At 33.4% G+C, this 24,985-nt stretch carries 22 protein-coding genes and 1 tRNA gene; 12 read left to right on the forward strand and 11 right to left on the reverse strand.

Annotated features, from left to right (window positions below):
- Window positions 1-31 precede the first annotated feature (31 nt).
- From AB3211_RS05345 to AB3211_RS05360, 4 genes are all read left to right on the forward strand, one after another.
- Window positions 32-796: a CDP-alcohol phosphatidyltransferase family protein gene (locus AB3211_RS05345; RefSeq protein ID WP_367363868.1), complete on the forward strand. Its 765-nt coding sequence runs from the start codon at window positions 32-34 to the stop codon at window positions 794-796.
- Between the two features lie 65 nt (window positions 797-861).
- Window positions 862-984, forward strand: a complete 123-nt coding sequence (locus AB3211_RS05350) for a hypothetical protein (RefSeq protein ID WP_367363869.1) — start codon at window positions 862-864, stop codon at window positions 982-984.
- Window positions 985-1,226: 242 nt separating this feature from the next.
- Window positions 1,227-1,303: transfer RNA gene (locus AB3211_RS05355), tRNA-Asp, on the forward strand.
- Between the two features lie 137 nt (window positions 1,304-1,440).
- On the forward strand, window positions 1,441-3,255 hold the full coding sequence (locus AB3211_RS05360) for a hypothetical protein (RefSeq protein WP_367363870.1): 1,815 nt from the start codon (window positions 1,441-1,443) through the stop codon (window positions 3,253-3,255).
- 543 nt (window positions 3,256-3,798) lie between these two features.
- Here the strand turns inward: AB3211_RS05360 and AB3211_RS05365 are convergent.
- On the reverse strand, window positions 3,799-4,569 hold the full coding sequence (locus AB3211_RS05365; protein ID WP_367363871.1) for a DUF1828 domain-containing protein: 771 nt from the start codon (window positions 4,567-4,569) through the stop codon (window positions 3,799-3,801).
- Window positions 4,566-5,012 carry a DUF6978 family protein gene (locus AB3211_RS05370; protein ID WP_367363872.1) on the reverse strand — a complete coding sequence of 149 codons (447 nt, stop codon included), beginning with the start codon at window positions 5,010-5,012 and terminating at the stop codon, window positions 4,566-4,568. The genes AB3211_RS05365 and AB3211_RS05370 overlap by 4 nt, the downstream gene beginning before the upstream one ends.
- A 237-nt stretch (window positions 5,013-5,249) precedes the next feature.
- Here AB3211_RS05370 and AB3211_RS05375 point away from each other — a divergent pair, with 237 nt between their 5' ends.
- From AB3211_RS05375 to AB3211_RS05405, 7 genes are all read left to right on the forward strand, one after another.
- The gene (locus tag AB3211_RS05375; protein WP_367363873.1) at window positions 5,250-5,786 is read left to right on the forward strand and encodes a hypothetical protein; all 537 of its coding nucleotides are present in this window, start codon (window positions 5,250-5,252) and stop codon (window positions 5,784-5,786) included.
- Window positions 5,752-7,194: a hypothetical protein gene (locus AB3211_RS05380; RefSeq protein ID WP_367363874.1), complete on the forward strand. Its 1,443-nt coding sequence runs from the start codon at window positions 5,752-5,754 to the stop codon at window positions 7,192-7,194. Before AB3211_RS05375 ends, AB3211_RS05380 begins: the two co-directional genes overlap by 35 nt.
- Window positions 7,195-7,269: 75 nt before the next feature.
- Window positions 7,270-8,778, forward strand: a complete 1,509-nt coding sequence (locus AB3211_RS05385) for a hypothetical protein (RefSeq protein WP_367363875.1) — start codon at window positions 7,270-7,272, stop codon at window positions 8,776-8,778.
- Window positions 8,771-10,348 carry a portal protein gene (locus tag AB3211_RS05390; RefSeq protein ID WP_367363876.1) on the forward strand — a complete coding sequence of 526 codons (1,578 nt, stop codon included), beginning with the start codon at window positions 8,771-8,773 and terminating at the stop codon, window positions 10,346-10,348. The genes AB3211_RS05385 and AB3211_RS05390 overlap by 8 nt, the downstream gene beginning before the upstream one ends.
- 10 nt (window positions 10,349-10,358) lie before the next feature.
- Window positions 10,359-10,646, forward strand: coding sequence for a hypothetical protein (locus AB3211_RS05395; RefSeq protein WP_367363877.1), 288 nt, complete (start codon window positions 10,359-10,361; stop codon window positions 10,644-10,646).
- A 36-nt stretch (window positions 10,647-10,682) separates the two neighbouring features.
- Window positions 10,683-11,606 (forward strand): Rpn family recombination-promoting nuclease/putative transposase, encoded by a 924-nt coding sequence (locus tag AB3211_RS05400; protein WP_367363878.1) that lies wholly within the window; start codon window positions 10,683-10,685, stop codon window positions 11,604-11,606.
- Window positions 11,607-11,610: 4 nt separating this feature from the next.
- Entirely contained in the window at window positions 11,611-12,255 is a 645-nt protein-coding gene (locus AB3211_RS05405) for a hypothetical protein (RefSeq protein ID WP_367363879.1), read from the forward strand.
- A 150-nt stretch (window positions 12,256-12,405) separates the two neighbouring features.
- Here the strand turns inward: AB3211_RS05405 and AB3211_RS05410 are convergent, their stop codons facing one another.
- From AB3211_RS05410 to AB3211_RS05425, 4 genes are all read right to left on the reverse strand, one after another.
- Window positions 12,406-13,629 carry an IS256 family transposase gene (locus tag AB3211_RS05410; RefSeq protein WP_367363880.1) on the reverse strand — a complete coding sequence of 408 codons (1,224 nt, stop codon included), beginning with the start codon at window positions 13,627-13,629 and terminating at the stop codon, window positions 12,406-12,408.
- 47 nt (window positions 13,630-13,676) lie between these two features.
- A complete protein-coding gene (istB, locus tag AB3211_RS05415; protein WP_367363881.1) occupies window positions 13,677-14,444 on the reverse strand; it encodes an IS21-like element helper ATPase IstB in 768 nt (255 codons plus the stop codon).
- A complete protein-coding gene (istA, locus tag AB3211_RS05420) occupies window positions 14,444-15,940 on the reverse strand; it encodes an IS21 family transposase (protein ID WP_367363704.1) in 1,497 nt (498 codons plus the stop codon). The genes istB and istA overlap by 1 nt, the downstream gene beginning before the upstream one ends.
- Window positions 15,941-16,075: 135 nt before the next feature.
- Window positions 16,076-18,163, reverse strand: coding sequence for a MobA/MobL family protein (locus AB3211_RS05425; RefSeq protein WP_367363882.1), 2,088 nt, complete (start codon window positions 18,161-18,163; stop codon window positions 16,076-16,078).
- A gap of 789 nt (window positions 18,164-18,952) precedes the next feature.
- Between AB3211_RS05425 and AB3211_RS05430 the strand changes: the two genes are divergently transcribed.
- Window positions 18,953-19,537: a hypothetical protein gene (locus AB3211_RS05430; protein WP_367363883.1), complete on the forward strand. Its 585-nt coding sequence runs from the start codon at window positions 18,953-18,955 to the stop codon at window positions 19,535-19,537.
- A 51-nt stretch (window positions 19,538-19,588) separates the two neighbouring features.
- Here the strand turns inward: AB3211_RS05430 and AB3211_RS05435 are convergent, their stop codons facing one another.
- The 5 genes from AB3211_RS05435 to AB3211_RS05455 form a co-directional block, all read right to left on the reverse strand.
- Window positions 19,589-20,563, reverse strand: a complete 975-nt coding sequence (locus AB3211_RS05435) for an IS481 family transposase (protein WP_367363884.1) — start codon at window positions 20,561-20,563, stop codon at window positions 19,589-19,591.
- A 262-nt stretch (window positions 20,564-20,825) separates the two neighbouring features.
- On the reverse strand, window positions 20,826-21,338 hold the full coding sequence (locus AB3211_RS05440) for a hypothetical protein (protein WP_367363885.1): 513 nt from the start codon (window positions 21,336-21,338) through the stop codon (window positions 20,826-20,828).
- A gap of 68 nt (window positions 21,339-21,406) precedes the next feature.
- The gene (locus AB3211_RS05445; protein WP_367363886.1) at window positions 21,407-23,068 is read right to left on the reverse strand and encodes a hypothetical protein; all 1,662 of its coding nucleotides are present in this window, start codon (window positions 23,066-23,068) and stop codon (window positions 21,407-21,409) included.
- Between the two features lie 891 nt (window positions 23,069-23,959).
- Complete coding sequence (locus AB3211_RS05450) at window positions 23,960-24,094, reverse strand: transposase (RefSeq protein ID WP_367364826.1); 135 nt, start codon at window positions 24,092-24,094, stop codon at window positions 23,960-23,962.
- On the reverse strand, window positions 24,095-24,685 hold the full coding sequence (locus AB3211_RS05455) for a transposase (protein WP_367363887.1): 591 nt from the start codon (window positions 24,683-24,685) through the stop codon (window positions 24,095-24,097).
- Window positions 24,686-24,985: the final 300 nt, after the last annotated feature.

Here is a 24,985-nt window from a genome sequence, read left to right on the forward strand (position 1 = left end):
TACTGCTTTAATATAAGTATACAGGTATAAATTGCTTAAAATACACAAAGTTAAAATAACAAAACCAATTCCGTTTATAAAATTGCTTCCTAATTTTATCACTTTATTGGGTCTTGTGGTTGGTGTTAGTGCTATTAAATTTGGATTAGATGGTAGATGGGAAAAGGCTGTATATTGCACCTTAGTTGCAGCTATAATAGATGGAATTGATGGTAGGATAGCAAGAATGCTAAATGCTACCAGTCCTTTTGGTGCTGAACTGGATTCATTATGTGATTTTGCTAATTTTGGAGTAGTCCCAGCTTATCTTGTATATTTATGGTCTTTCCAACAATATGAATATAAAGTACTTTCATGGGGTTCTATATTATTGTTTATGGTATGCATGGCCTTAAGGCTTGCAAGGTTTAATACTACTATTTTTCATGAGATACATAATAAGAAAATAGAATATTTTTTTACTGGCGTGCCTGCACCTTGTGGAGCTTTACTTGCTCTCATGCCAATGATTTTGGATTTTGAAGTGAGTAGCGTTTTCGGTATCAATATCCGTGAACATACCATTATGATAGATTTATATATTGTTGTAATTGCTTTTTTACTTGCCAGCAGCCTACCAACATTTTCAACAAAAAATATTAATATAAAACATGAATATTTATCATTAGCGATGATGGTATTTGCTGTTATCATTATAAGTCTTATTATATATCCATGGTATTTGTTACCATCCATTGCCTTTATATATATGTTATCTATACCAGTATGCTATTTTATTAGCAAGAAATTCTATTAAATTTGTGGCATAATAACTAGGGACAAGTAAGTTAGTCAAGGAGAAGGACTTACTTTTTACAGTCTATGAGTATAAATATAGTATACTCGAACGCTTTGGAGAATTGGTCTATCGAAAAAGCCCAAGAAATTGTAGAAGAATCTTTTGATAAATGGGAAGAAATATCCTTAAAAAAAATGGTTGCTTAACTTAGATATTTTAGAAACAAGATATAAAGTTTATATCTAAGATAATTCTTACCTAAAACGTGTTGTTGAAATCTGATCAAAATATGTAGTAGTTGGTTTTCGTTAACAATAAGTAGCTAATATTATTTAGCCCAAATTCAATATAAGAAATCGAGTTAAATTAGTTACTGATGAGTTCTTGACATAGGAGTTGACTTTATATATATTACGGCTTACCTATATGTCATAGTAAGCCTGATAAAGGGGGTGTAGCTCAGTTGGTTAGAGCGTCTGCCTGTCACGCAGAAGGTCGCGGGTTCGAGTCCCGTCACTCCCGCCAGTTCTTATCAGGGTTTCAGGATTTTCTTACTTTACTAAAAATTTCATATGTAATTTATATGTAACTTCTCAGACAAATTTCCTGAAATTTGACCTACAAAAAAATCTATTTTTAACCCTATTGCAAGGGGAGGAAATATGACAGAATCGTTAACTTTTTCTCGCTCTGTAGTTGAAAATCAAGATATTATCTTTTATAACATAGTCGGTAATTTTGTCCCGCCTGAGTGGCGGAATCTTACCGACAATTGTGGTAAGCAATTAAGTAAAACTTCTCGTCAACTTTTATCGTTGATAGTTTCTTGCATGAAAACTAGTAATTATAGAAATTCGGATGAATTACAAGAAGGCTATCATTTTTTCGAGAAAGAACTAGAAGTTTGTCAAAAACGGGTTAAACAATGTCTAACAGAATTACAAGAAAGTGGATTTATTGCTTTTACTTTAATTACTACTACGATCAAACATAACGTGAAATGCCGTAATATTTTATCTATCAAACTCCTTAAGAAATTTATGAATTTTCGTAAAGCTAATAATAGTTCTTATCACTTTAATTACACAAATATTCAATCTAGCCATAAAAAAATTTCAATTCAACCGGAAAAAAATTACCACCCAACTGTAAAAAATTTTCAAAAAAACGCATCTATAGATATATCTATAATATCTAGATATGGAAAAAATCAAGAAAATTGTGGACAAGTCTGTGGACAAACTGTGTCAAAGCCTGAATCAACTGAAGAACACAACATTAATTTTCCGCTTGAGGTAACGGCAAAAAGAGGTGAAAAAAATGTGTCAGAATCTGCGTCAACTACGGAGCAAATCTTTGATTCATCGCCGGAGATAACGGTAAGTTCAAGTGAAAAAAGTTTACCAAAACCTGAGTCAACTGAAGAAAAAAGTTTTAATTTACCTATGGAGACAAAGGTAAACTCAGTAAATGAAACGTTACCCTGCAATTCCACAGACTGCAATTCCTCTGAGGCAACTCCAACTGATGACGAGTCAGACTGCGATTCAGATTCTGATTCAACAGATGGGTATTCAGGAGGTAGCGGGTCTGAGCAAGAAACTAGTGGGGGGTGGATCAGTGATATTGCCAAAAAGGCTAAAGGCTGGTATTCACGTAGGAAGCTAGAGATGTTTTACCCATTAACCGAAGAAGATGCTGCTTGGTTAAGAAAGACAACAGGTCGTAATTACGAATTGAGTTTTGTCAACAAGCTATTGATTAAACATAGCTTGGACTCTCCTAATAATCGCTTTGCCTGCAAGCAAGCAGTACTGAATTACATGAAGATATCTTTGATTCATGAAAGGCGTCCACCAGCTAAGGCAAATAACCCAAATTTTAACTTCGATCTGAACAATGCTACTAGTGCAAGAAAGGCTTATTTGCAAAAGGTAAAAGATAGTAAGGGCGTTAAACCACTGAATCAGTTGAAACGTAAGATTGTTGAAGCTTTTGAGGAGCATCAGCCTAGCACTGCTTATCAATTGCTGAAGAGGTGCAGTTTTTTTGGAGTATGTGACGATGAATACAAGATTGATCTAGCGGATATCTCTTTGTCAGAAACTGACAAATGCACATTGCTCAAGACAGTGCAAGAAGTATATGGCAAAGATGTTCAGCAATTGCGTATTACCAACAAAAGAGAGGTATCGGATTATCATTTAGAGCTAAGTGGGCTAAATCCAGAGTCAGTATGGTATAAAGTAAGGAAATATTTGTTAAAATTATACGGTGAACACTTGGACAAATCCTTGTTTAGCAAGTTAGAAGCAATTGAAGAAGATACGACCTGCAATAAGCTTATTCTCAAACCAGCTACTGCCTTTATTGGCTATTGGATTAAAGATAAGTACAGCAAAGATTTGGAATATGTTTGCAGTAAACTGAATTATACTTTTGAGTTTATGAAAGTCGATAGCATGGCTGGGCTGTAAGCTATGGCAAATAGCATTTAAAGCTATTTTAAATATGTTTATAAGAGGATTTAATTTTTAGCTAGGAAAGATATTAAAAACAAATAACGCTATTGTACGAGTCTATATTTGCGAAATTTTAAGGTATTATTGCAATAACAAACGAAAATTTGAATTGGTAGTTAAGTTGATGAAACTAATTGTATCAGTTGAGAAAAAAGAATGATTACAAAGAAGTTAATAATAATCAACCAGTTACTGAAGGTTGAAGAGTACATAAAAATCACATATGAAATTGTAAGGATTTGGAAAGTATGAGAGTAATGCAGGTTACAAAGGTCGAGCCTCTGCCTAGCAGGCAGAAGCTCGCCCTTAAATTCACCATCTATAGCTATTTTGCTGAGATTTTTAGCAGTTTTTGTCACTTTTTTACATTTTTTGGCAAAAATTGTTCGCGGAATCACCCGGGGGGTGTACGCGTCGCAAAATGGGGTATAGGGGGCGTCACGCGAAAAATTTTTTTGAGGTAATTAATCAGTTAGTATTAAAATCTCATTTTTAATACTAAGCAGCTAATTCGCTCTTAAAATTATCTCGTTTACTCCACGGTACAGGGATAATTTGATAATTTTTTAAAGCATCTTGAAAATTTTCTGGTATAGGTTTCTCATTATCATTTATGAAAGTATATGCTTTTGCGTCGGATGAACGTACTTCTCTCGTATCAAACCAATCTCCCATAATACTAGTTGCTTTATTTTTATTTGGAGTATTTACTGTCTGAATCATACGCTCAGGGGCATATTTTGATTTTGGAATAAGAAAATCAAAATGTCTAAGGTAACCGGATTGACCTAAAAATGCAACTCTTTCAGAATATCGGATATCACAAGCATCTAGCCACATTTGTACATCTTCATAAAATAACGAGGCAATGTTAGGTCTTGCTAAGTAAAACATATCGTTAACGGCAAGAATTGCTTGAATGAGATTATGTTTGGCTAAAGCAAAATTTTGCTGATTGGTTTTAACAAACATTTCATTATTATTTTTATGTACACCAAAACCATTAAGAGTCATTTCTAAAAATTTCTGTCGTCTGTCAGAGTCCAGCAAACATCCTGATTGTTCTAAATCATCAATAGTCCAACTATCATCAGTCAAGATATAACTATTCCCCTCTTGTTTTAGATAAATTTGTATGTAGTCATTATGGCGGTCAAGATAAGGGGTAGTTATCTCAAGCCAATCTTTTAATTGTTTCCATGCTGTTTTATCTCTTAACCATTTATAGTAATTTTCTAAAAGATGTTCTATATTTAAGCTTGAAGTCATGAGAATAATCCTTTTGAAAAATTTGGAACTTCAATAATTTCACAATACCCCATAAAATCATGTAAAGTTTGCCAAAAATCATTTATATCTCGAAAAATATTATTTGGGATAGCAAATGCCCATTTATCACCATATCCTTCTCTATATAAGTGCAAATGCGGTATACCTACTTCTTCACCATCAGGATTTCTATGACTACTCCCTAAATCTAAGCGTGCCAATATTATGACTTCTCTAGAACGATTTTGATATTTTTGTCTTTTCATATCTAATCTTCCTCTACTAACATCCAGTATAAAATGTTCCCTTTTATCAAGAGATATCAAAGGTACTGCTATTTTACCGCCAAGATCCGGAAGACTCCAAATATTATTATCCGTTTTAATTTTTTTCATTTTAAACAAAAAATCAGCTTCATCTTGTGTAATGTTAATCTGTGTCATTTAAAAATCTAATTATTTTTATAAAAAAATTAGTTGCTAATATTTATTTATTCTAAAAACAATATATAAAAAATTCAGCAAGAATAATATATAAAATAGAAAATAATTAATTAATAAGCACTAATAAGTAGAAAATAATAATGCAAGATATCTAACCTATTTTAATTAATAGAGTGGAAAAAAGACTGAAAAAGAGCTATAATAAGGCTAATAGCAAAGAAATTTCAAAGAACAGAAATGACTACAAATTATAGCTTATTTGAAAAATATTTAGCAAAGATATCATCTAGTACCATTAGTAAGTTTGGCTCAATAGATGATATCTCTAATTTCCTATTATATCTTTGTGAACATGGTAACATCGTTATTGCAGCTAAGAAGGCTGGTTGTATTTCACCACTTAGGTTGCACCGGATCATTAATAGCGATAAATATTTAGCCAAATGCGTCAATTTAGCTTTAGCCATTGCAGTAGATAGAGCAGAAGGGGTGTTATATGACAGGGCAATTAACGGTTATGAGGAAGTGACCTATGACAAGGATAATCAGGCAATAGCTACTAAGAAAAAATATTGTTCTAAGTCATTGTTGGAATATCTTAAAGCCAATTCGCAAAAATATCAAACGAGGAAGCATGATGCTAGTTACCATAGGAAAAATAGTGATGAAGCTGAACAAGTAACCAAAGCCCGAGAAATGTCAAAAATGATAGATGTAGCTAATTTTGAAATAGAATCGTATGAAGCAGAATATGCACTTGCCAAAGGACAGTAAGACCAAAGTGATGAAAACTACTAGTGAAACTAAAGGCAGCAAAGAGGTTACTAGCTCTGCCTCTAAAAGTCTTAAATTCCCGGTGGATTGGTCACCCTATCCATTTCAGTTGCCTTTGTGGAGATATTTATACTCGGGTGGTAAGAAAGCTATAGCCATTTGGCATAGAAGAGCTGGTAAAGATATTATGGGTATTAACTGGATCACTGCTAGTGCTATTCGAGAAGTTGGCATTTATTGGTATGTCTATCCTACCTATAATCAAGCTAAAATGAGCATATGGGATGGTATGACATTATCGGGGCGTCCTTATATGTCATTTATTCCTAAAGGGATTATTGCTCGTAGTCAGCAATATAAGCAACGGATATTATTTAAAAATGGTTCAGTGATTCAGTTTGTTGGTAGCGATCGTTATGCGACTATCAGGGGTAGTGGTATTAAGGGAGCAGTTATTTCAGAGTATTCTTATCATGATCCACGAGCTATGAGTTGCGTTATAGAACCGATGGTAATTCGTAATAATGGTTGGTTGCTTTATTTGTATACTCCTTCCGATAATCCAAAACTAACACATGGTGAAGAGTTATACCTTAAATACCAAAATAGTCCGGAAGTATTTTGCCAAATAAAAACTATTGAAGATACTACTGATCATGAGGGGCAGCCATTAGTTGACAAAAACAAGTTGACTTCAGTTGACATGAGTAACGAAGAGATTCAAAGAGAGTTTTATTGTGACTTTGCTGCTTATCGCTATAAGAGAGCTGATCAAGGTGGTACTTTTGTTGAACAGTTACGACTAGCTGAAAGTCAGGGGCGTATTGGCTATGTACCATATGACCCAGCCTATCAGGTTCATACTTACTGGGATATAGGGATTGTTGATTATACGGTTATTTGGTTTGTTCAAGAAAAAAAAGATTCTATCGATATTATTGACTTTTATATGAACAGGGGTAAGGATTTAGAGTTTTACTTGACGCATTTAAGAACTAGACCTTATCAATATGGACGCAATGTATTGCCCCATGATATGAGTCGAAGACAAATGCCAACTTTGGATACAAGATTACAACAAGCTAATGAGGTAGCAGAGAAAGTAGGCTTCTCGCCTTTTGCTATTGGTCGGAAATATTTACGGGAAGAAATGATAACCAAGGCAAGAATACTACTGGGTAAATGCCGCATCGACGCCCAAAAATGTCAACGTGGCATTAACGGACTTTTCGAGTTTGATGCTACCAAAAGAGGAGTGCATTCTAATTCATCTAGAGCAACTGATATAACCGAGAGCTTTTGTTATATGGCGATGGACGTTAAAACTGGTGATGAACAGCAGCAGTCCCAATATGATATAGTGCAACATCGTAAAGTAATGAATGATTACAATGCGTTGGAAAGATGATGGAGCAGAAGAAGCAAGAATTGATGATGAAATAATTGAAATGGTAATTAATAAATAATTAAGGCAAAGTAATATATGTGGCCAATATTAGGTTTACTAGGACTTGGTGCTTTAGCGGTTGGTGCATCTAGGAACAGGTACATTACTGGAGCTGATACATCAAGACAGAAGCGTCTCTATAATGAGTCACGAGATCGTTATAGTAGTTATGCGAGTGAAGCACAAAATACTATCAATAATTTGTCGCAGCAATTGCAACAATCTCAGCAGGGCTTACACTCTCTAGAAGAGCAACAGTATCAAGCTAGCATGAGAAGCTATGATATGCAACACCAACTAGATTATCATACTCGACAATATGATAGTGGCTTAAGAAACATAGAATCACAAAGAGCTAGTTTGTCTGCATCAGCCAATCAACTAAAACAAGCTTTTGAAAGCTTGAAACAAAAAGCTCCCGCCCTTGATTTCAAAATAAGTGAGGTAGAGCAATTACCGGGTCAGTTTCAAAACCTGTATGATCAAGTAGCCCAGCGAAGAGAAAGCTTGAAAGGTTTAACCGAAGAGGAAGCCGGTAGCCATATTACTCAATATCAGCAAGACGTTGAATTGTTAAAAAAGCAACGTAGTGAAACAGAAAGTAAAATACGCCATTCGATGGATAGCATCACCAAAGAGCATCAACAGCTAACAAGGGAAAAAGCTAATCTTGAACATCAGCTTACTAACTATCAATCACAGCAAAATCGATTGTCGCAGGATACTAGTAACTTTGATAATGCTAGACAACAATTGCTCAGCATGATTGAACAATACAAACAAGAACAGAATAGACAAGAGCAAATCACTGCTGACTATACAAGGCAGCGATCGCATGCTGAAGGGTTGCAAAACCAGTTAAGAAGTTATGGGGAAGCTGCTCAAAGCCAGTTGGATAGCTATGGCAGGGATTTAGAGTGGCGAGCTGGTAAGTATCAAAAATCTGCAAGAGATACTGGGCTAGCACAAGGATTGGGACTAACAGCTTTAACTTTTGGACTTGGGGCAGGCTTAGGAGCGATTGGTACTGGTGGTTCAATGCTTGCTGGGATAGGTTCGGGAATCCAAATGTTATCTCCGCTTGTTGGTATTGCTCATTATATGAACAGATCCGATATTAGTCGTAAACTTGCTGGTTTTGAAAGAATTAATCTTAACAACAATGATCCAAGTATAGGAGCTGATTTGTCGTCAGTAGCAAGATACGGTCCATCAGGATTAGAAAAAAGAGCCATACCTGAGCTTGGTGGTCTAAAACAAGCGTTGGAACATTTTGGCATGCGGTCAGTGCCACAATTAAAAGATTTACCACCGTTGCACGAATCTCTTGGCAAGATCGTGTCTCTTAAGGATATTGAAGGTTTAACTCTAGGCTTACCTAGTATGACTGCAGCTAGTGGCAAAAAGTATAACTATGAGGTGTTATATGATAACGAGTTTATTAAAAAACTCAAGAAAGTGTCAAAGAAGCTGGGCGAGCCTTATTTAAACCCAAACTCAACACGTACCAATTACAACACAAATATGGTGACATCTTATGCCTGATAATGATTTAAACAAAAAGATTGAATATTTTGATAATCTCAAAACTAAACGGGAGAAATGGCATCATATATGGGATGAGTTGAAGAAATATGTTTGTCCGCAAACTGAAAGCAATAAGGTAATATTTGATTCAACTTCCATTTGGTCAAGAGAGCAATTAGCATCAGGTCTACAAAGCTTGCTGGTAAACCCAGCAATGAACTGGTTTAACCTTACTATAGTCGCTGAAAATGATGAGCAACAGCAATATTTAACCACAGCTGAACGCAGCATGTTAGCCCAAATGCTAGAAAAAACCCTAATGGATATATTTAATAATCCGGCTTCTAATTTCTATAGTCAAATACATCAGTTTTTTTTGAATTTATCAGCTTTTGGTACTGCGATATTCTATGTTGAAGAAGATATAGAATTAGCCCAGACTCTGTTCTTTCGTAATATTAATTTACAGGAATGTTATTTTGAAGAGGATAAGTTTGGTTTTGTTAATACAATGTACCGACTATTTAGCATGCCGATAAAATCGGCATCAGCTAAATGGGTAGACTTTGCCCCTTTCAAGGAAAGGTTAGCCCGAAATCCTGATGAAATAGTAGAAATATTGCACATAGTTAGCCCACAAGCTCAAAATCAGAAAAGTAAAGGTAGAAAATTAACGGCAGCTAGTCCTTCAACATCTAGCTCATCGCTACTGCCCTATAGTTCAGAATACATCTATCTTGCTGAACAAAAAATTATCAGTCAATCAGGCTATTCTTATTTCCCATTTTTTGTAACGCGGTGGGTAAAAGAAGAAGGTGAAGTATATGGCTATGCTCCGGCTCATCATGTGCTACCTGATATTAAACTACTCAATAGTTTAAGACAAATTACCCTGAAAGTAGCACAAAAACAACTAGACCCACCATTATTAGTGCCTAAGGATGGCTATTACTTACCTCTTTACACTACGCCGGGTAGTGTTAATTTCTATCGTAACGGTATGGCGGATAAAATAATACCCCTAACTGGTATGGAGAATATCCTACCAACTGAAATCGAGCAGAATCAATGCCGCGATGCGATATTTAAGGCATTCTATGTTGATATTTTTAGAATGCAGAAAGAAAACAAAGAAATGACTGCCACTGAGGTACAAATTAGAACAGAAGAACAATACCGTTTAATGTCCCCGATGGTTGGAAGAATTGAGAGTGAGTTGTTAAATCCGTTAATTATGGCGATATATCAAACACTAATCAAATATAATAGAGTACCGATTTTAGAGGGGGCAAATAGCCCACCTGAAATAGAGATTGAATATGTATCACCACTATCTAGGGTACAGAAAACATCAGCAATAGCCAGCGTTGAACAAGTATTAGGTTTTTTCCAAAGAAGTGGTATCAGTAACTTTTTTCCTGAGATTTATGATAATATCAACTGGGATAAATGTTTTAAACTATTCTTCGAACTGAGAGAAGCCCCAAGCTCAATCCTCAAGAACGAGCAAGAAGTATTACAAATCAGACAACAACGTAAAATGATGCAAATGCAACAATTACAACAGCAACAACAAATGCAAGGGTAAGGAAGAACAAATGAAACTATCAATTAACTCCTCATCCCCATCTAATTTACTAACAAAAGAGCAATTAAAATCAATTTATTGCAAGCTTTTTAGTGGAGAAGATGGTAAAATAATATTAGAGGATTTAGCTCAAATGAGTGGCATATATCGCAGCAATTTTGTTCGACAAGAAAGTGAGTACACTGCTTTTCTAGAAGGACATCGGGCGTTGTTCCTGTATATATGCTCGCAGGCGTCAAGAGATGATGGAGTTAATAATATTGATGGTGCTAAAAAGACTAATGAATCAGATAAATAAAGGCAACATTTAGTAATAATTACGAGGTTATATTATATGGCTTTAGAAAAGTTTCTTGATCCTAAAAATGACTTTTGTTTTCATCAAGTCTTTGGTACGGAAAAGAATAAAGATATACTTGTTCATTTTTTAAATGATGTTCTAAAGTTTGAAGGAAATGAGAAAATAACTAGTGTAACGTTTTTACCAACTATCCAAGACCCTGATATTGCTGCATATAGGCAATCTATTATTGATGTGCTATGTCAAGATCAAAACGGTAATCAAATAATCGTAGAGATGCAGGTAAGTAAACATATAGGATTTGAAAAAAGAGCGCAATATTATGCAGCTAAAGCATACTCTCAGCAAAGACTTGAGGAAGATGAGAAACACAAGAAAATGGCAGTATACGCTAAATTAAAAGGAGTAATATTTTTAGCAATAGCGGATTTTGTGATGTTTAGCGATAGAAAACATTGGAAATCAGAACATCGTATTTTAGAGACAGAGACCTATGCCAATGATTTAAAAGATTTTCATTTTGTTTTTTTAGAGTTGGCAAAATTTAAAAAAACTATTAAAGAGCTAAAAACTATAGAAGAGAAGTGGATGTATTTTTTTAAGCATGCAGGAGATAGTACATTAACATTAGAAGAAATAGAGCAGTTAATAGGTAAGGATGAAATTATTAGGAGAGCCTTTAATGCTGTAGACCAAGCTAACTGGAGTGAAGAAGAATTACGTACCTATGAGAAAATAGTTAAAACTCGTCTTGATAATTTAGCGGTAGAACTGCAAAAAATTGAAGATGCTGAAGCTAGAGGTGAAGCTAGAGGTATTAAAGAACATGCTATAGCTACAGCAAAAGAAATGTTAATTAATAATGAGCCAATAGAAAAAATAGTTAAATATACAAAACTAACCATTGAAAAAATAGAACAGTTAAAAAAAGAAATAGAAGTGTTAAAAGAAGAATAAGCAAATGAGCAAAGAAGGAACTGCTAATAACTATGAAACTAACCCTACTTCCTCTGCTAGCGATTGGCTAGCTAATATGCCTGAGGACATCCGCAAAACTGAGTCACTTGGTAAATTTAAGGATGTATCATCTTTAGCACAGAGCTATTTGGAAGCAGAAAAGAGCTTGAATCAGCGAGTTGCTGTGCCAAAAGATGACAGCTCTGATGAAGAGTGGCATAAATTTTATTCTAGGATGGGGCTGCCTGAGGATAAGAAATATACTGACAAACGATCTAAGGAAGATGAGGAGTATTTAACTCGTTATGAAGACATGTTTTACCAAAGCGGATTATCTAAAAGGCAAGGTGAGAAGCTGCTTAATTCTCTGTATGGTTTTTCGCAGGATTTACAAAAACAGCAAAAAAATGCTATCGAGCAAACACGTCACTCTCACATTGGTTGGTTGAAAAACACTTATGGTGAAGGTTTTGACAGTAAGATGACAGTGATGCAGGCAGCTTTATCTAAGTTTGGTACTAAAGAACTGGCTGAATTAATTGAAGATTCCAATTACTCGCCAGCCTTAGTAGATTTGTTAGTTAGGGTTGGTGAAACCTTAAAATCCGATTCGTTGGTAACTGGTAAAGTGTTAAAAAGCGTGCAATAATGACCCACTAAATGGGTTAATGTGCGTTGAAAAATGACCCACCTAAGAAGTGGGTGTCAATAAGCGTTGAAAAATGACCCACATAAGTCTAGAACTATTGTTTTTTTTGGCTCTGTCCAAAAAACTGTGTAAATTCGAAAAAATAGGTCATTAAATTTTGTTAAGCCTATCCTCAAATTTAACCATCAAATGAGCCATAGCTTCATTCCAGTTTGGAATGGGCATAGTCCATTTTTTGGTCATATAGTCAATTGTCAAATATAAACTTTTAAAAACAGCATTATCATTAGGAAAAACCCGCTTATTATTTGTTACTTTACGCAATTGACTATTGACAGATTCAACTGAATTAGTTGTATAAATTACCTTTCTAATTGACTCAGGATACCCTAGAAAAATCATTAGATTGTCCCAATTATTATACCATGATTTGGCAATTTGTGGATATTGTTTATTCCATTTTTCTTCAAAAGATACTAAAGCTAAATGGGCTTGTTCTTCCGTTACTGCAGTATATATCGGCTTTAAATCGCTAGACAGTTGCTTCCTATCTTTATACGACACATATTTTAAACTATTTCTAATCTGATGTACAATACACAATTGATGTTCTGTTTTTGGATAAACTGCTTCTATTGCCTCAGACATACCAGTAAGATTATCGCTACAGGCAATCAGTATATCTTTTAGCCCTCTATTTTTCATTTCGGTAAAATTACCGAGCCAAAATTTTGCCCCTTCATTTTCACTGATCCATAATCCCAATATATCTTTTTTACCAGATAAATCAATTCCTAATGCAACATATACTGCCTTATTGATTATCCTTTTATCTTGCCTGACTTTTACTACTAAACAATCAAAAAATACTATCGGATATATCTCTTCTAATGGTCGACTCTGCCAAGCTTTAACCTCATCCATTACATCATCAGTAATTTGGCTGATTAAGCCTTCACTTATTTCAACACTGTATAACTCCTGTAACTGAATCTTAATATCAGATATACTCATGCCTTTAGCATATAATGATAGTACTTTATCGTCAAAACCATCAAAACGTTTCTGGCGTTTTGGTAGTATTGCGGGTTCAAAGGTATTATGCCTATCCCTTGGTACTTCTATTTCTACAGCTCCATGTTCGGAGATCAGTTTTTTGCTAGTTATACCATTACGAGCATTATCATTATCTGCACGACTGTATTTATCATAGCCTAGATGATTATTCATTTCTGACTGCAGTGCCTTCTCTATTAAACGTTTGGTCAATTCTTTTAATAAACCTCCTTCTTTCAGTATTGTACTTACATCTGTATCATTATCTATTAATAAATCTACTGCTTGCTTTATTGATTCATTAGTTTTTTTATTCATGTAATTTCCTTTTTTGTTATACTTTTATATATAACCTATTTCGAAATTTACACAGTTTTTTGGACAGAGCCTTTTTTTTTCATACGATAACTTTCATTTCCCGTTTCAATGATATCACAATTATGACAAACTCTATCAAGTAGCGCTGAAGTCATTTTATTACAACCAAATATTTGTGACCATTCTGAGAATATAAGATTAGTAGTAATAATAATTGAAGTGTTGGAATGTATTTTAGATAATAGATGAAAGATAAGTTGACCGCCATTCTTAGAAAATGGTAGATAACCAAGCTCATCTAGGACTAGTACATCTATTTTTTGCAAGGAAGCTGCTAGTTTTCCTACCTGAGCAGAGTTCTTTTCATATTCTAATTGATTAGCAAGATCTACAAGATTAAAAAATCTTGATTTATAACCTTTTCGTACTGCTTTTGTACTTAATGCAATAGCTAGGTGAGTTTTACCGCTACCAGTACCACCAACTAGGATTATATTTCTAGATGTTTTAATAAACTCGCAACTATATAGATGCATAATTTGTTCTTGGTTTATTGGGGTATCGATAAATATGAAATTATCTATATCTTTTTTCTCAGGAAACTTTGCTGCGCTAATCCTACTTTGAATAGACCTAAGAGTTCGTGTTGTTAGTTCAGATTTTAATAAATTATGTAAAATATAATTCGAGGCTTCTTTACGCCTTATGGCATCAGATATAATTTCATCATAAGACTCAAGCATCCCTGTAAATTTTAGCTTTCTCATAACATTTATAATATCTTCTCTAGTAGATTCTTGATATACATTGTTCATTACTTACCTCCTAACTTGAGAAAATTATCGTATATCTCACAATTAGCTTTCGGGATATGTTTTAAAGTATGATATTCTTGGTAATTACTTGGCTCTGTTACTTTTAACTCATCTTTATTACGTAATATAATATTTAAAATTACCTCCTTACTAACAGTTCCTATTTTTAGTGCTTGGGTGCATGCTGATACTACTGCTTCTATGGATTCCATTGCTATATACGATAATATATGAGCAAAATCTCTTGTACCTGCTGGGCTGCTCTCAAGACGTCTTCTAACTTCTATGAGCTCTTCTGGTAAATTCATATTAAGGAATGGTTCACCATTTCTTAATGCTCCGGGTTTATACCTTAATATTGGCAGATAATGATTGACGTCATAACAAGTTTCTCCCTTAGTAAATTTCCGTTTATGACGACCTACCTCTTGACCATTATAAATAAATACTAGATGTTCAGCATATATCTTACATTGTACTATTTTCCCAGCACAACTACAGTGAACGCTATAATTATTGCTTTCATATCTAGCCAAACAAGTAATAGAAACCTTGATATCTATTTCTTTGCAACCGTTAAATAATACAGGCACGGATACTAAAAAATTACGTTCTAGTTGATATGCTTCATCTATAGTCTTATCTTTATATTCGGGGTGTTTATGAGAGCTATTATAAGTAACTAATCTGCTGGTTAATATATCGTTTAATTCTTGCAAGGTTAAAGCTTTTGGCATAGGAGTAAAGAACTGTTCCCGGTCAATCTGTACTTGTCGCTCAACCCTACCTTTTTCATTACCTCGAGCTGGAGAACATGCTATCGGTTCAATGAGATAATGTGCGCAGAGCTTTTCAAACTTTGGATTCCATTCTCTATTATTAGAGCCTTTTAAAACCTTACTGACAGCAGTCTTCATATTATCATAAATCCCTTTAGTTGGACTACCACCAAAAAAAGTAAAGGCTCTAACATGTGCATCAAATACCATCTCTTGAGCTTCAGTAGGATAAATATAGATAAATTTTTTACGGCTATAACACAAAACAAAGTGAGCTACTTTAACATTTATTATTTCTCCAGCTAATATTACTTGCTCACTACTCCAGTCAAATTGGTAAGCTTCCCCAGGAGCAAAGGATAAAGGTACGCAAGCTTTTATATTAATCTCAAAATTTCTATCATTCCAAGTGTTAATATAACGACTAACAGCAGAGTAACTGCCTTGATACCCATAAATCTTTAACTCCTCAAATAAAGCTTTCCCTGTTTTTTTAGGCTTTGAATTCTTATTATCCCGCAACATCCTCTCAAGACTCTCAATATATTTCCCGAGTTTAGGTATAGGTTGAATTATTCGTATATAATCAGATTTAATCTCTCCTTGCGTACGAATGATACTTCTAACTGTATTACGTGATATATTTAATTCTCTACTTATTGAACGTATACCTTCTCCACGACGATAACGTCCTAATATCTTTCTCTTACTTTCCATTATTAACATCTCTGATTTTATACTCCTATTATTTATTCTGAAAATAATAGAAGTATAGGTTGATAATAATGGATTAATAACGTACTACTTTTCCCACTTCTTAGGTGGGTCATTTTTCAACGCACATTAACCCATTTAGTGGGTCATTATTGCACGCTTTTTAACACTCTGTAGTTCCCTAGTATATTCATCGGGATGTTTATGACGCATTACTGCAGTTAATTTACTAATATCAGCAATAGTGCATATCTTCTTAAAAGCACCTGCCATACCAATAGCAGAAAGCTGATTGTTATCACCTACTATTATGACTTTTGCCCCTGACTTTAATACTTGAGTTAGCAAATAATCCATATTCGCCAGCTCAATCATGCTTGCTTCATCTATGATGAATACGGTCTTATTGTCTAACTCGGCACTAACATTTTTCTGCTGACTAAAATTACTCTCCACTCTATCTGGATATTGGTATTCTCTTTCTGTATAATAATCAGTTCGTAAAGGCAACTCGAACTCATGCCCCCTAGCTTCTTGCCACTCTTTACGCCATAGTGTTGTATTCTTTGCTTCAATGCCAGTAGCACCTTCCAGAACTTTTGTAGCACTACTACTTTGGGCAGTCCCTACTACCCGATAACCAGCTTTTTGATATTGTCGTACTATTTCCCGCATGACAAATGTCTTACCAGCTCCTGGGTATCCTTCCAATACGCTAATATCTTTACCACATACAATATCTATTATTGCCTTGCGTTGTTCCTCTGTTAAAGAATGATTTTGTTCCTTGATTAGCTCGATCTGTAACCCAACCTTGTTGTTTACTACCTCCTGCACAGCCATACCAACTTTTTGAATACTGCCAATTAATTTATCTTTCATAGAACCTATTGCCCTATCATCAATAAACAAATTATGGTTCTGACTGTGCTGTAACTCTTCTACTGTGGTAATAAATCTCTGTTCTAACTTTACCCTTTTGGTTAATGCATACAAAGTACGACCTTTTAAATCACTAGGATTTATTAAACTAATCTTATCAGACGCCAACAAATTACTATAGAGTCGCATAAATTCAGTAGAATATGCTTGATCCAATAGCTCAACATTTGATAGTCCTGTACTATTATGACTGCTATGATCAATAGTAGTAATACTACCAGTAGTATTACTACCTTCTACAATACTAGTGCTAGATAGCTCACTATCTTGCTTACTACTACCATCTGCTAAAATAGTTAAATCTTGGTTAGGACTTTCCTTTACATTTTCTGTTACTAAACTTTCTATTAGTAAATCTTCTACTACTAATTGTTTGCTTATTTCTCTTAAACGTTGCTGAAATCCTTGTTTATTACCACCATCTAATTGTTTATCTGTTTGCCCTAACTCAATATCTATAGTTAACGCATCAGATAAGGCTATAGCAATTTCTTCCCTAGTAAAAACTGGCTTATTAATCGATAATTTATCAAATACTAACTCTGGATTTGTTCTAATCTTGGCAGCATTTTTTTTTAGTATTTGTTCATTTATTAATCTTAATTTTGAGTCTTTTATATAATGGGCTGCTCCTTCATGGATAGTTGGTACTAAATCAATGCCCCGTGCCTTATGAGATAAATGTGATACCCTATCTAAAGCCCCATGTTTTTCTAAATACAAATTGATGAAATGAGCTACATTTTCTCGGTAATAATATAAAAATTTCCTCCTTCCCCAATCGCGTCCTTTTTCACCAAAAACTACTTGGTCATTTTCCAGTGAGCGTATTAGTTTTCTGGTAGTCATTTGAATATGAACATGTGGATTATCTTCACTGTCATAATGAATGTTTATATCTGCTACCATGCCATGACTAACTAAACACTCCAAAGCAAATTGTTCGATAAGTTCAATATTCTGTTGTAGGGTTAATTCTTTCGGTAAAGCTATGATTAGCTTTCTAGCTGTTTCAGCATTTTTTCTTGTTTCTACACTTTCTGCTCTGTTCCATAATTCTTGTCTATCATATACCCAACTAGGAGCGTCATCTGGAGCTAGAATTATGCTATGAGCAAGCCCCTTTCTGCTGGTAGAATTATAGCTAATAGTTTGTTTCTCTTTTGTACTATTATCAGTTGTAATAAGCTGCAATTTACTTCTTGAAATATAGCTACTTGCTGCAACGGCATTATGTCCCTTGCTTCTTTGTACTTCTGATTTACTACAATGATATATTGCCATACTATCTAAGCCGTGAGTTTTGGGTAATAGCAAAGGCAAGAACCGAATCTTTGAACGCAGGCAAACTAGGTAAACCTAGTTTGCCCAAGTGCGCCTATCGGAATTCCAGCTGTAAATGCTAAAACCTTGGACGTAAATAAATCAGCTTATTTTGTGTGGTAAGATTCATATAGGCAGCAAAATCTCCATAGTGGCTTAGATAAAACAATGAAAGGATATCTATGATACAATCTCAGAGATGCTAAATAATGGGTCTTTTACATTGATTGTGTAAGTTTTGGAGTACCATTTGTTAATTAAAACGGATAGTAATCATATTAATACACCAGTTCCAAAGTTGGTAAGTTTACTAGCAAATTCTTGATTTTTTTGAATTATACTACTCATACACAAGATACAAGGATCATAGAATAAATTAAGCTAATTTATTAACTATAAATTGAAGACATAACTACATTTGTTTTTTTGCTATTAAATGTTATTTTTTCTTGCATTTTACGGAAGCTCTATATTAAAGTAGAAGCATGAGACGGAATTGTTAAAAAAGTATTTTTAACCAAAAAATATTTATTGCTTTACCTTAAAAATTATTTTAGTATTAAGTTATGAATACCAATTTAGAATAAGAAAATTGCAGGATCATCTTATATATGACTTAATAATAAGGTTTATGAGTTTTACACATAAACTAAATACTGAAATTTTTTAATACATTACTTTATTTTGAGTAAAAATTATTAATGAATAGCTTTTATGACTCATAAGTATCATTGTTAAGGTTATATTAATATGATAAACAAAAGACTCCCATCAAGTCCAACTGGAGCAAGTCCTGAGGCGAAAAAGCAAGATAGTAGAACTAGTCCCCCTTCTCAAAGGGTTCACGAGCAAGTTGATGAAAATAACACAAATAAGCTCACAATTAACCCCAAGTATTGGTATACTGATGATAATATCAACACTTATGTTACTAGTGTTATCAAACATAGATTAGGTGGATTTGAAGATGATGTAAGTGATGCTAAGTGTTCATTTCTTCTTAAAAACCAATTGGGTAAAAATAATGATCTTTATTATATTTTATATTCGGGTGCTGTAGATAGTGCTGAAAAGAGTATACCGTTAGATTTTTTTCTGGATAAATCAAAACAACCTGAACCTGATTATGGAAAAAGAGATGATAGGAGAGATGTTTTTGATGAATTAAACCCATTGATGCAAGGAAAAGCAAAAATATTATTGCCTTATAATATAACACAAACACACTGGCTCACCGGTGAGATTATTATAGAGAAAAAATCGGGTCTATCAGAAAGATTGTGTAAGTATGATATCAGAATTAGTCCATCTTTGATTGACATGTGTGATTCATAGACCTTGTTACAAGGTAATTGTCAGATGAAATTACGACTTGTATTTTTGTACTTAATATATTTTATTTTTAATAGCAGCTTTAAATCCCTGATCGTATTTGTAATTTTGTATAGCAAAAGTTTCCTTTGAAGAATCATAACTTTTATGTACTTTTTCTATAGAAGGAATAGTATGCTCGAGTTCTTTATATTTTTCCCATGGAGCTATGCCATGCAGAGAACTGTGCGATCGATGCTTATTATAATACTCTTCCCAAATCATAAGCTCACTCTGAATCTCTTGATCCTTAAGATCAGTGCTACTATAAAATTCGTCTAAATCTGTTCTTTGTGTTCTTTCTACCTTACCATTTAAGTGAGGAGACAATGGTTTGATAGGGCGAAACTTGATATTCTTTTTCTGCAAATATTCTTGTACCACATAAGCAAAAAATTCCTGCCCTCTATCTATTTGAATACGTTGTATAGGAAAAGGCATACGATCCATAACTTGATCCAAAAAATCTAAAGTATTCTCTGCAGTACGTCTTTTATATAAAGCTAAAACTTTATATCTGGTACAATCATCTATGGCAGTGTATTGGTATAAATGTTTAGTAATTTTGCAAACGTCCATTTGTACTCTTTCTCCAGGTACTTTACAGCTATAGCGTTTGAGTTGTTTTCGATAATGACGTTTGAGATGTAGTGGTGCTACTGCATATTTTTTAAGCACTTTATGAATGGTAGCTGTAGAAAATGAGATGCCATACAAACGTTTTAATTCACTCTGAATACGTCTAGCACCTAAATTTCTTTCTTTCCTTAAATTAATTATAAGCTTTTCATTTGTTTCACTTCTTTTTTGAAGAGGAAAAGCTTTTGGTATACTACTAATATCGTATAATCCTTTTTCACCTAGTAGTTCATAACGTTTATACCACTTACGCAAGGTAAAACGTGAAATGCCATAATGTGTACATACCTTTCCTGCATGATTCGACTGCTTATATAGCTCAACCAGACGAAGCTGAACTTTAGAATCCATGGTCTGTCAATTTATATTCCTAATATTATATTGTTATTGTAATAATCTCTATAAATCAAAATTTTAGCAACTAGATAATACTTCCTCTTACATTATTGTTGTAATAAGGTGTATAAACCACACATCTAAGTTCTTGTCTAGACAAAGGGATACACCTTATAAAATATAGAATCCCGCATTATTGGCTATTCTTTACGTAGACTGGATTTTCTCCAGCTGTTCCTTACGCACTTTGCTTGGCACATAACGGAGGAACTAAAAACTATAAATTATCTGTACTACCACTTGAACCCTCATCTCCCATAATAGTAACAATTGATAAAGCTTCTGTTATTTTTTCTGATATTTTACTTCTGTAATTTTCATCTGTTAACTCATTATACTTAGTATCTAGTAATTTATAAAGATTATCGTGAAGATCTTTACGCACGCTCTTTTTTTCTTCACAATATCTTTTTTTCTCTATTATAGCATTTGCTAAAACTCTACATTCATTTACCTTTAATTTTTGATTATTTTCAAATTTTTTATTATCAATTGCATCCATAAGATTTTGTAACCCAGAAAAATCATTTTCCATAATATATTCAATAATCAGTGATTTTTCTGCTTCAAAAAAGGCAATTTTTTTATCAGCAGTAGTATTAGAACTTTCATTTACTAAATTTTCTTCTACCCATGATGTTATCGACTCCATACAATTATTTCTAATTGCACTAACCAAAAACTGAGTACTAGCTTCTTTTAATGCACTTTGTGAAACGTTTTTATACATAAAATTACCTTTAATTAAATTGTTATAACTAGAATCTTATTCTAAAAATTACAGCATAATTATACTAGTTAAATATTATAATTATCTTCCATAACTCTTGATTCACCTAATACATCTGCAAAATACATAGAACATTCACATTGTACGTCGTCCATCCATGAATTACCCAACCGTATCTCTCCTGCTGCTTCATACTTTGCTTTTACTAATTCACAAAAGGCTTCAAGTATTGTAGTACTTTTACATTGTGTTTTATCGAATATACATCCAACTTCTAATGCCTTAAAAGGTAAAAGAGAAATAATGACATGATTGACAACCTTATCCTTTAACACATTTATAGTTTCTTCATCAGTCATCTTGCAACGAAATATCGCATCATCATTATAACCTTTCCTAGAATTATACTGCAAGTCTCTATATTCTTGTCCGCTTTGCACTAAATATTCTGCTGTTTTTATACCGGTAGCAGAAGGATATATTTTAATTGTTTTCGTATCTCCTTTTTGTTTAGGGGCTAATATATTTTTCTCTAATGGTTTAAAATCAAATACAGAGTATAAGTGTTTTGCTACATGGTATTGAAAAATATCCATTAAATTGTTTTTAATATCAATATCTTCATTGTATTTGTCCCTGCATGTAAGATTTGGATCATTTACAGTAAAATTATATTTCTCATTATACTCTTTTTGATATTTTATATCCTCTACATTTTCTTTATCAAAAATTTTACTAGATACTAATGAGTTTATAATCTTTAATACCTTTGCTACTCTTTTTACTGTGGGCCCCTCATTATCTACAATTCTAATGTGTAAATCATATCTAGCTATAGCAGTCTTAATAGGTAGTGTACTTATTTCTTTCGTTATTTCTTGATGAGAGAATACTTCATATTTTTGTTTTAATGGTTTATTTGCAGCATCTTTATCTTTATATATGCGAATTTCTCCCAACATAGAATTCCCTTCTTCTGGAAAAGCTGCATACTTATCTTGATTAAATAAAGTTAATATTATTCTTGCAATTCCCTCACAAACTATTGTTATGGTGTTAATATCTTCTGAATCCAATATTTTTCCAGTGAGATATTCTATACCATAGGTAATATATTTTTCAAATTTAGTACTAAAATCTGTTTCAGCTTTATCTTTTTCATCTTGTGGGAAATCATTACAATTCTTGAACTGTTCTATAAGTTTATTATGAGATATTAGGTAGTACTCATTGCTGGTAGTAGATAATTTAAATATTTCAGATTTCTTACCTTGTAGTGTAATATTAGAAACTAGTTTAGAATATTGATCTGCTGTTAAACAGATACCTTTCTTACTTTTTATTAATGGCTTAATATTTTCTACTATACTATCTATGTAAGAGTAATACCCATGAGACTTTTCTGTTATTTCAATTTTTGCTTTTATAGCTGCTTCTATAAAAGAATATGGAGTCACATGACGCATTTGTTTTGTTGCACTTCCTAATACTTTTGGACGTCCTACTATTGTAGTTCGATTATCACATGGATTAGTAAGGTCATCATTAATTACAATATCTACCAATACATCTTGACTCATATCCATCTTAAAGAGGTTTTCAATAAAAGTATACAGATGAGATTTATGGTGTTTAGGTATTGTGCTTAGGATTTGTTCTGTAGAATCAGAAGTATCTGTTCTTGTTTTTATAACATTAGGTGATTTTGATGGACTGTCATTTTTTGCCATAATTTCCCCAGGTAAAAATTAATTATAGTAGTTAGCATATGAGATCAATTATAAAGAGTCAATCATTTATTTTGTGTGTGTGCCAAGAAAGGTGCATTAGTCTTACAGGTGAAAGTCCTGTTATGGAAGGATTAGCTAGCTCCACCATATAGCAAGTCTTGCACTGCTGAAGGTAACGACAACGGTGAAGCGTAGACAGCGAAACATTTGAGCCGAAACCAAATGGTGAACGTGATAGCCCCGAAATTTTATTGGTAGTGGAAGCTGATGTTCTACACAAGACAGTAAGCAACAGAAAACTGGAGGTCAACCTAGCAAATCCAATAGTTTTCAACCACCGGGGTCTAAGGCATTAGCGAGTTTGTAGAGATTAATGACACAACTTGGGAAGTCCTTATAACTCTTACTGCAAAGTAAGTATCTAAAGTACAAGTGCCAAAACATAAGGCTTTGGAGATGGTGTAAGGATGGCTGAGTCAGCTGTAGTAGTGATGAAACTCCGTAATGGGAGTGGAGCAAAGGGCAGGCAGAAAGGTAAGAACGTGAGGAGGAAACAATGACCGTACTCAGAGACGGAAACTCATGGTTAACAAAATTTAAACGTATAAAGTTGTTAGCATCACAAAATCAACAAATATTAGTTCAATAATCTTGGACATATTATTGATTTAGAGATGTTATGAGAATAGTAAGGTTCATACACCTATCTTACTTTTCGGGACCGTATGCGGTAGTTCTGCACGTACGGTTCTGAGGAGGGGTCTAATTGAGTGATTGGTTAGACCTACTCACAAAGTTCTATTTTGTACATACCAATAAATCACATTTAAAATCTCCACAAAGTATCTCAAATTGATTCAAAGCTAATGACCAATCTTTTATGGGCATGGTTCATTTTTTAGCTGCATTTTGCAGAGCTAAAAATATTATTTTCTGAATTGATTTGTCATCTGGAAATATCCCCTTATTTTTGATAATTTTCCTAATTTGACGATTGACAAATTCAATGGTATTTGTTGTATAAATTTACTTCAAATCTGTGGTCACTTCCTTTAAATCCTTATATGAGACATACTTCACTGAATTGCGAACCATATGAACTATACATAACTGTACTATAGTAGCAGGAAATATACTACTTATGAAAATAATGCTTTCGGTAGGTTTACATATAAACCATTTTTTCTTGCTAGCTAGCATCGCTAATCTTTTATCAAGGTAATTGTCAGTAATTACTAAAGTATAATCATCTTGGTTATTTATTTTAATATTATAAGTATTTAATAAATCTTGATATATCTTATCATCAATTTCACTAATGTTTATCAGATTAATCTCTGATAACATCAAAACATCGCTCTTAAAAAAGTCATTTATCTGCTGGTCAAAGCAGGATATTAAAGAAGTAGTCTTAGTATTTTCTTGAATATAATTTTTACGTTCTAATTCACTTAATATAAAATGAATTTCACCAATTTTATGCTTATCACTCAGTTGCTTAATAATATAGTCCGAAGAATTTACACCATTAATCATGTCGCAAACCTCTATATATAACTTATTAGGCACAACGTTAGTAAAACGTTTCAATAAAAACACTACCCCAACATTTGGCATGCAGATACATATTTATATAATTTTTAAATATTGGCGTAAGAATCATATTTTTTTCTAATTTACAGAAAATAACTAACTGACGAAAGTGAATGCATACTCCAATTTTCATAGCTGATATCGTGTCTCCTAAATAATACTTTATGGTGGTCCCCTTTGTCTAGACAAAATTTTAGCAATTTGGCTCTATGACAATTTTAGTTTTTTCTTCGGCACCATACTGCTTAGCTTGTTTTTTCATCTCTAGCTCCTTATTCTTTTCCTAAAGAATTCTATCTCATTTCCTCTTAATTTTTTGTCTAA

The organism is Candidatus Tisiphia endosymbiont of Nedyus quadrimaculatus (assembly GCF_964059235.1).
Classification (GTDB): domain Bacteria; phylum Pseudomonadota; class Alphaproteobacteria; order Rickettsiales; family Rickettsiaceae; genus Tisiphia.

Coding starts and splice junctions, on each gene's coding strand:
- AB3211_RS05350 (WP_367363869.1), top strand. CDS start 862: ATGAGTATAAATATAGTATACTCGAACGCTTTGGAGAATTGGTCTATC.
- AB3211_RS05360 (WP_367363870.1), top strand. CDS start 1,441: ATGACAGAATCGTTAACTTTTTCTCGCTCTGTAGTTGAAAATCAAGAT.
- AB3211_RS05365 (WP_367363871.1), bottom strand. CDS start 4,569: ATGACTTCAAGCTTAAATATAGAACATCTTTTAGAAAATTACTATAAA.
- AB3211_RS05370 (WP_367363872.1), bottom strand. CDS start 5,012: ATGACACAGATTAACATTACACAAGATGAAGCTGATTTTTTGTTTAAA.
- AB3211_RS05375 (WP_367363873.1), top strand. CDS start 5,250: ATGACTACAAATTATAGCTTATTTGAAAAATATTTAGCAAAGATATCA.
- AB3211_RS05380 (WP_367363874.1), top strand. CDS start 5,752: ATGAAGCAGAATATGCACTTGCCAAAGGACAGTAAGACCAAAGTGATG.
- AB3211_RS05385 (WP_367363875.1), top strand. CDS start 7,270: ATGTGGCCAATATTAGGTTTACTAGGACTTGGTGCTTTAGCGGTTGGT.
- AB3211_RS05390 (WP_367363876.1), top strand. CDS start 8,771: ATGCCTGATAATGATTTAAACAAAAAGATTGAATATTTTGATAATCTC.
- AB3211_RS05395 (WP_367363877.1), top strand. CDS start 10,359: ATGAAACTATCAATTAACTCCTCATCCCCATCTAATTTACTAACAAAA.
- AB3211_RS05400 (WP_367363878.1), top strand. CDS start 10,683: ATGGCTTTAGAAAAGTTTCTTGATCCTAAAAATGACTTTTGTTTTCAT.
- AB3211_RS05405 (WP_367363879.1), top strand. CDS start 11,611: ATGAGCAAAGAAGGAACTGCTAATAACTATGAAACTAACCCTACTTCC.
- AB3211_RS05410 (WP_367363880.1), bottom strand. CDS start 13,629: ATGAATAAAAAAACTAATGAATCAATAAAGCAAGCAGTAGATTTATTA.
- istB (WP_367363881.1), bottom strand. CDS start 14,444: ATGAACAATGTATATCAAGAATCTACTAGAGAAGATATTATAAATGTT.
- istA (WP_367363704.1), bottom strand. CDS start 15,940: ATGGAAAGTAAGAGAAAGATATTAGGACGTTATCGTCGTGGAGAAGGT.
- AB3211_RS05425 (WP_367363882.1), bottom strand. CDS start 18,163: ATGGCAATATATCATTGTAGTAAATCAGAAGTACAAAGAAGCAAGGGA.
- AB3211_RS05430 (WP_367363883.1), top strand. CDS start 18,953: ATGATAAACAAAAGACTCCCATCAAGTCCAACTGGAGCAAGTCCTGAG.
- AB3211_RS05435 (WP_367363884.1), bottom strand. CDS start 20,563: ATGGATTCTAAAGTTCAGCTTCGTCTGGTTGAGCTATATAAGCAGTCG.
- AB3211_RS05440 (WP_367363885.1), bottom strand. CDS start 21,338: ATGTATAAAAACGTTTCACAAAGTGCATTAAAAGAAGCTAGTACTCAG.
- AB3211_RS05445 (WP_367363886.1), bottom strand. CDS start 23,068: ATGGCAAAAAATGACAGTCCATCAAAATCACCTAATGTTATAAAAACA.
- AB3211_RS05455 (WP_367363887.1), bottom strand. CDS start 24,685: ATGCCAAATGTTGGGGTAGTGTTTTTATTGAAACGTTTTACTAACGTT.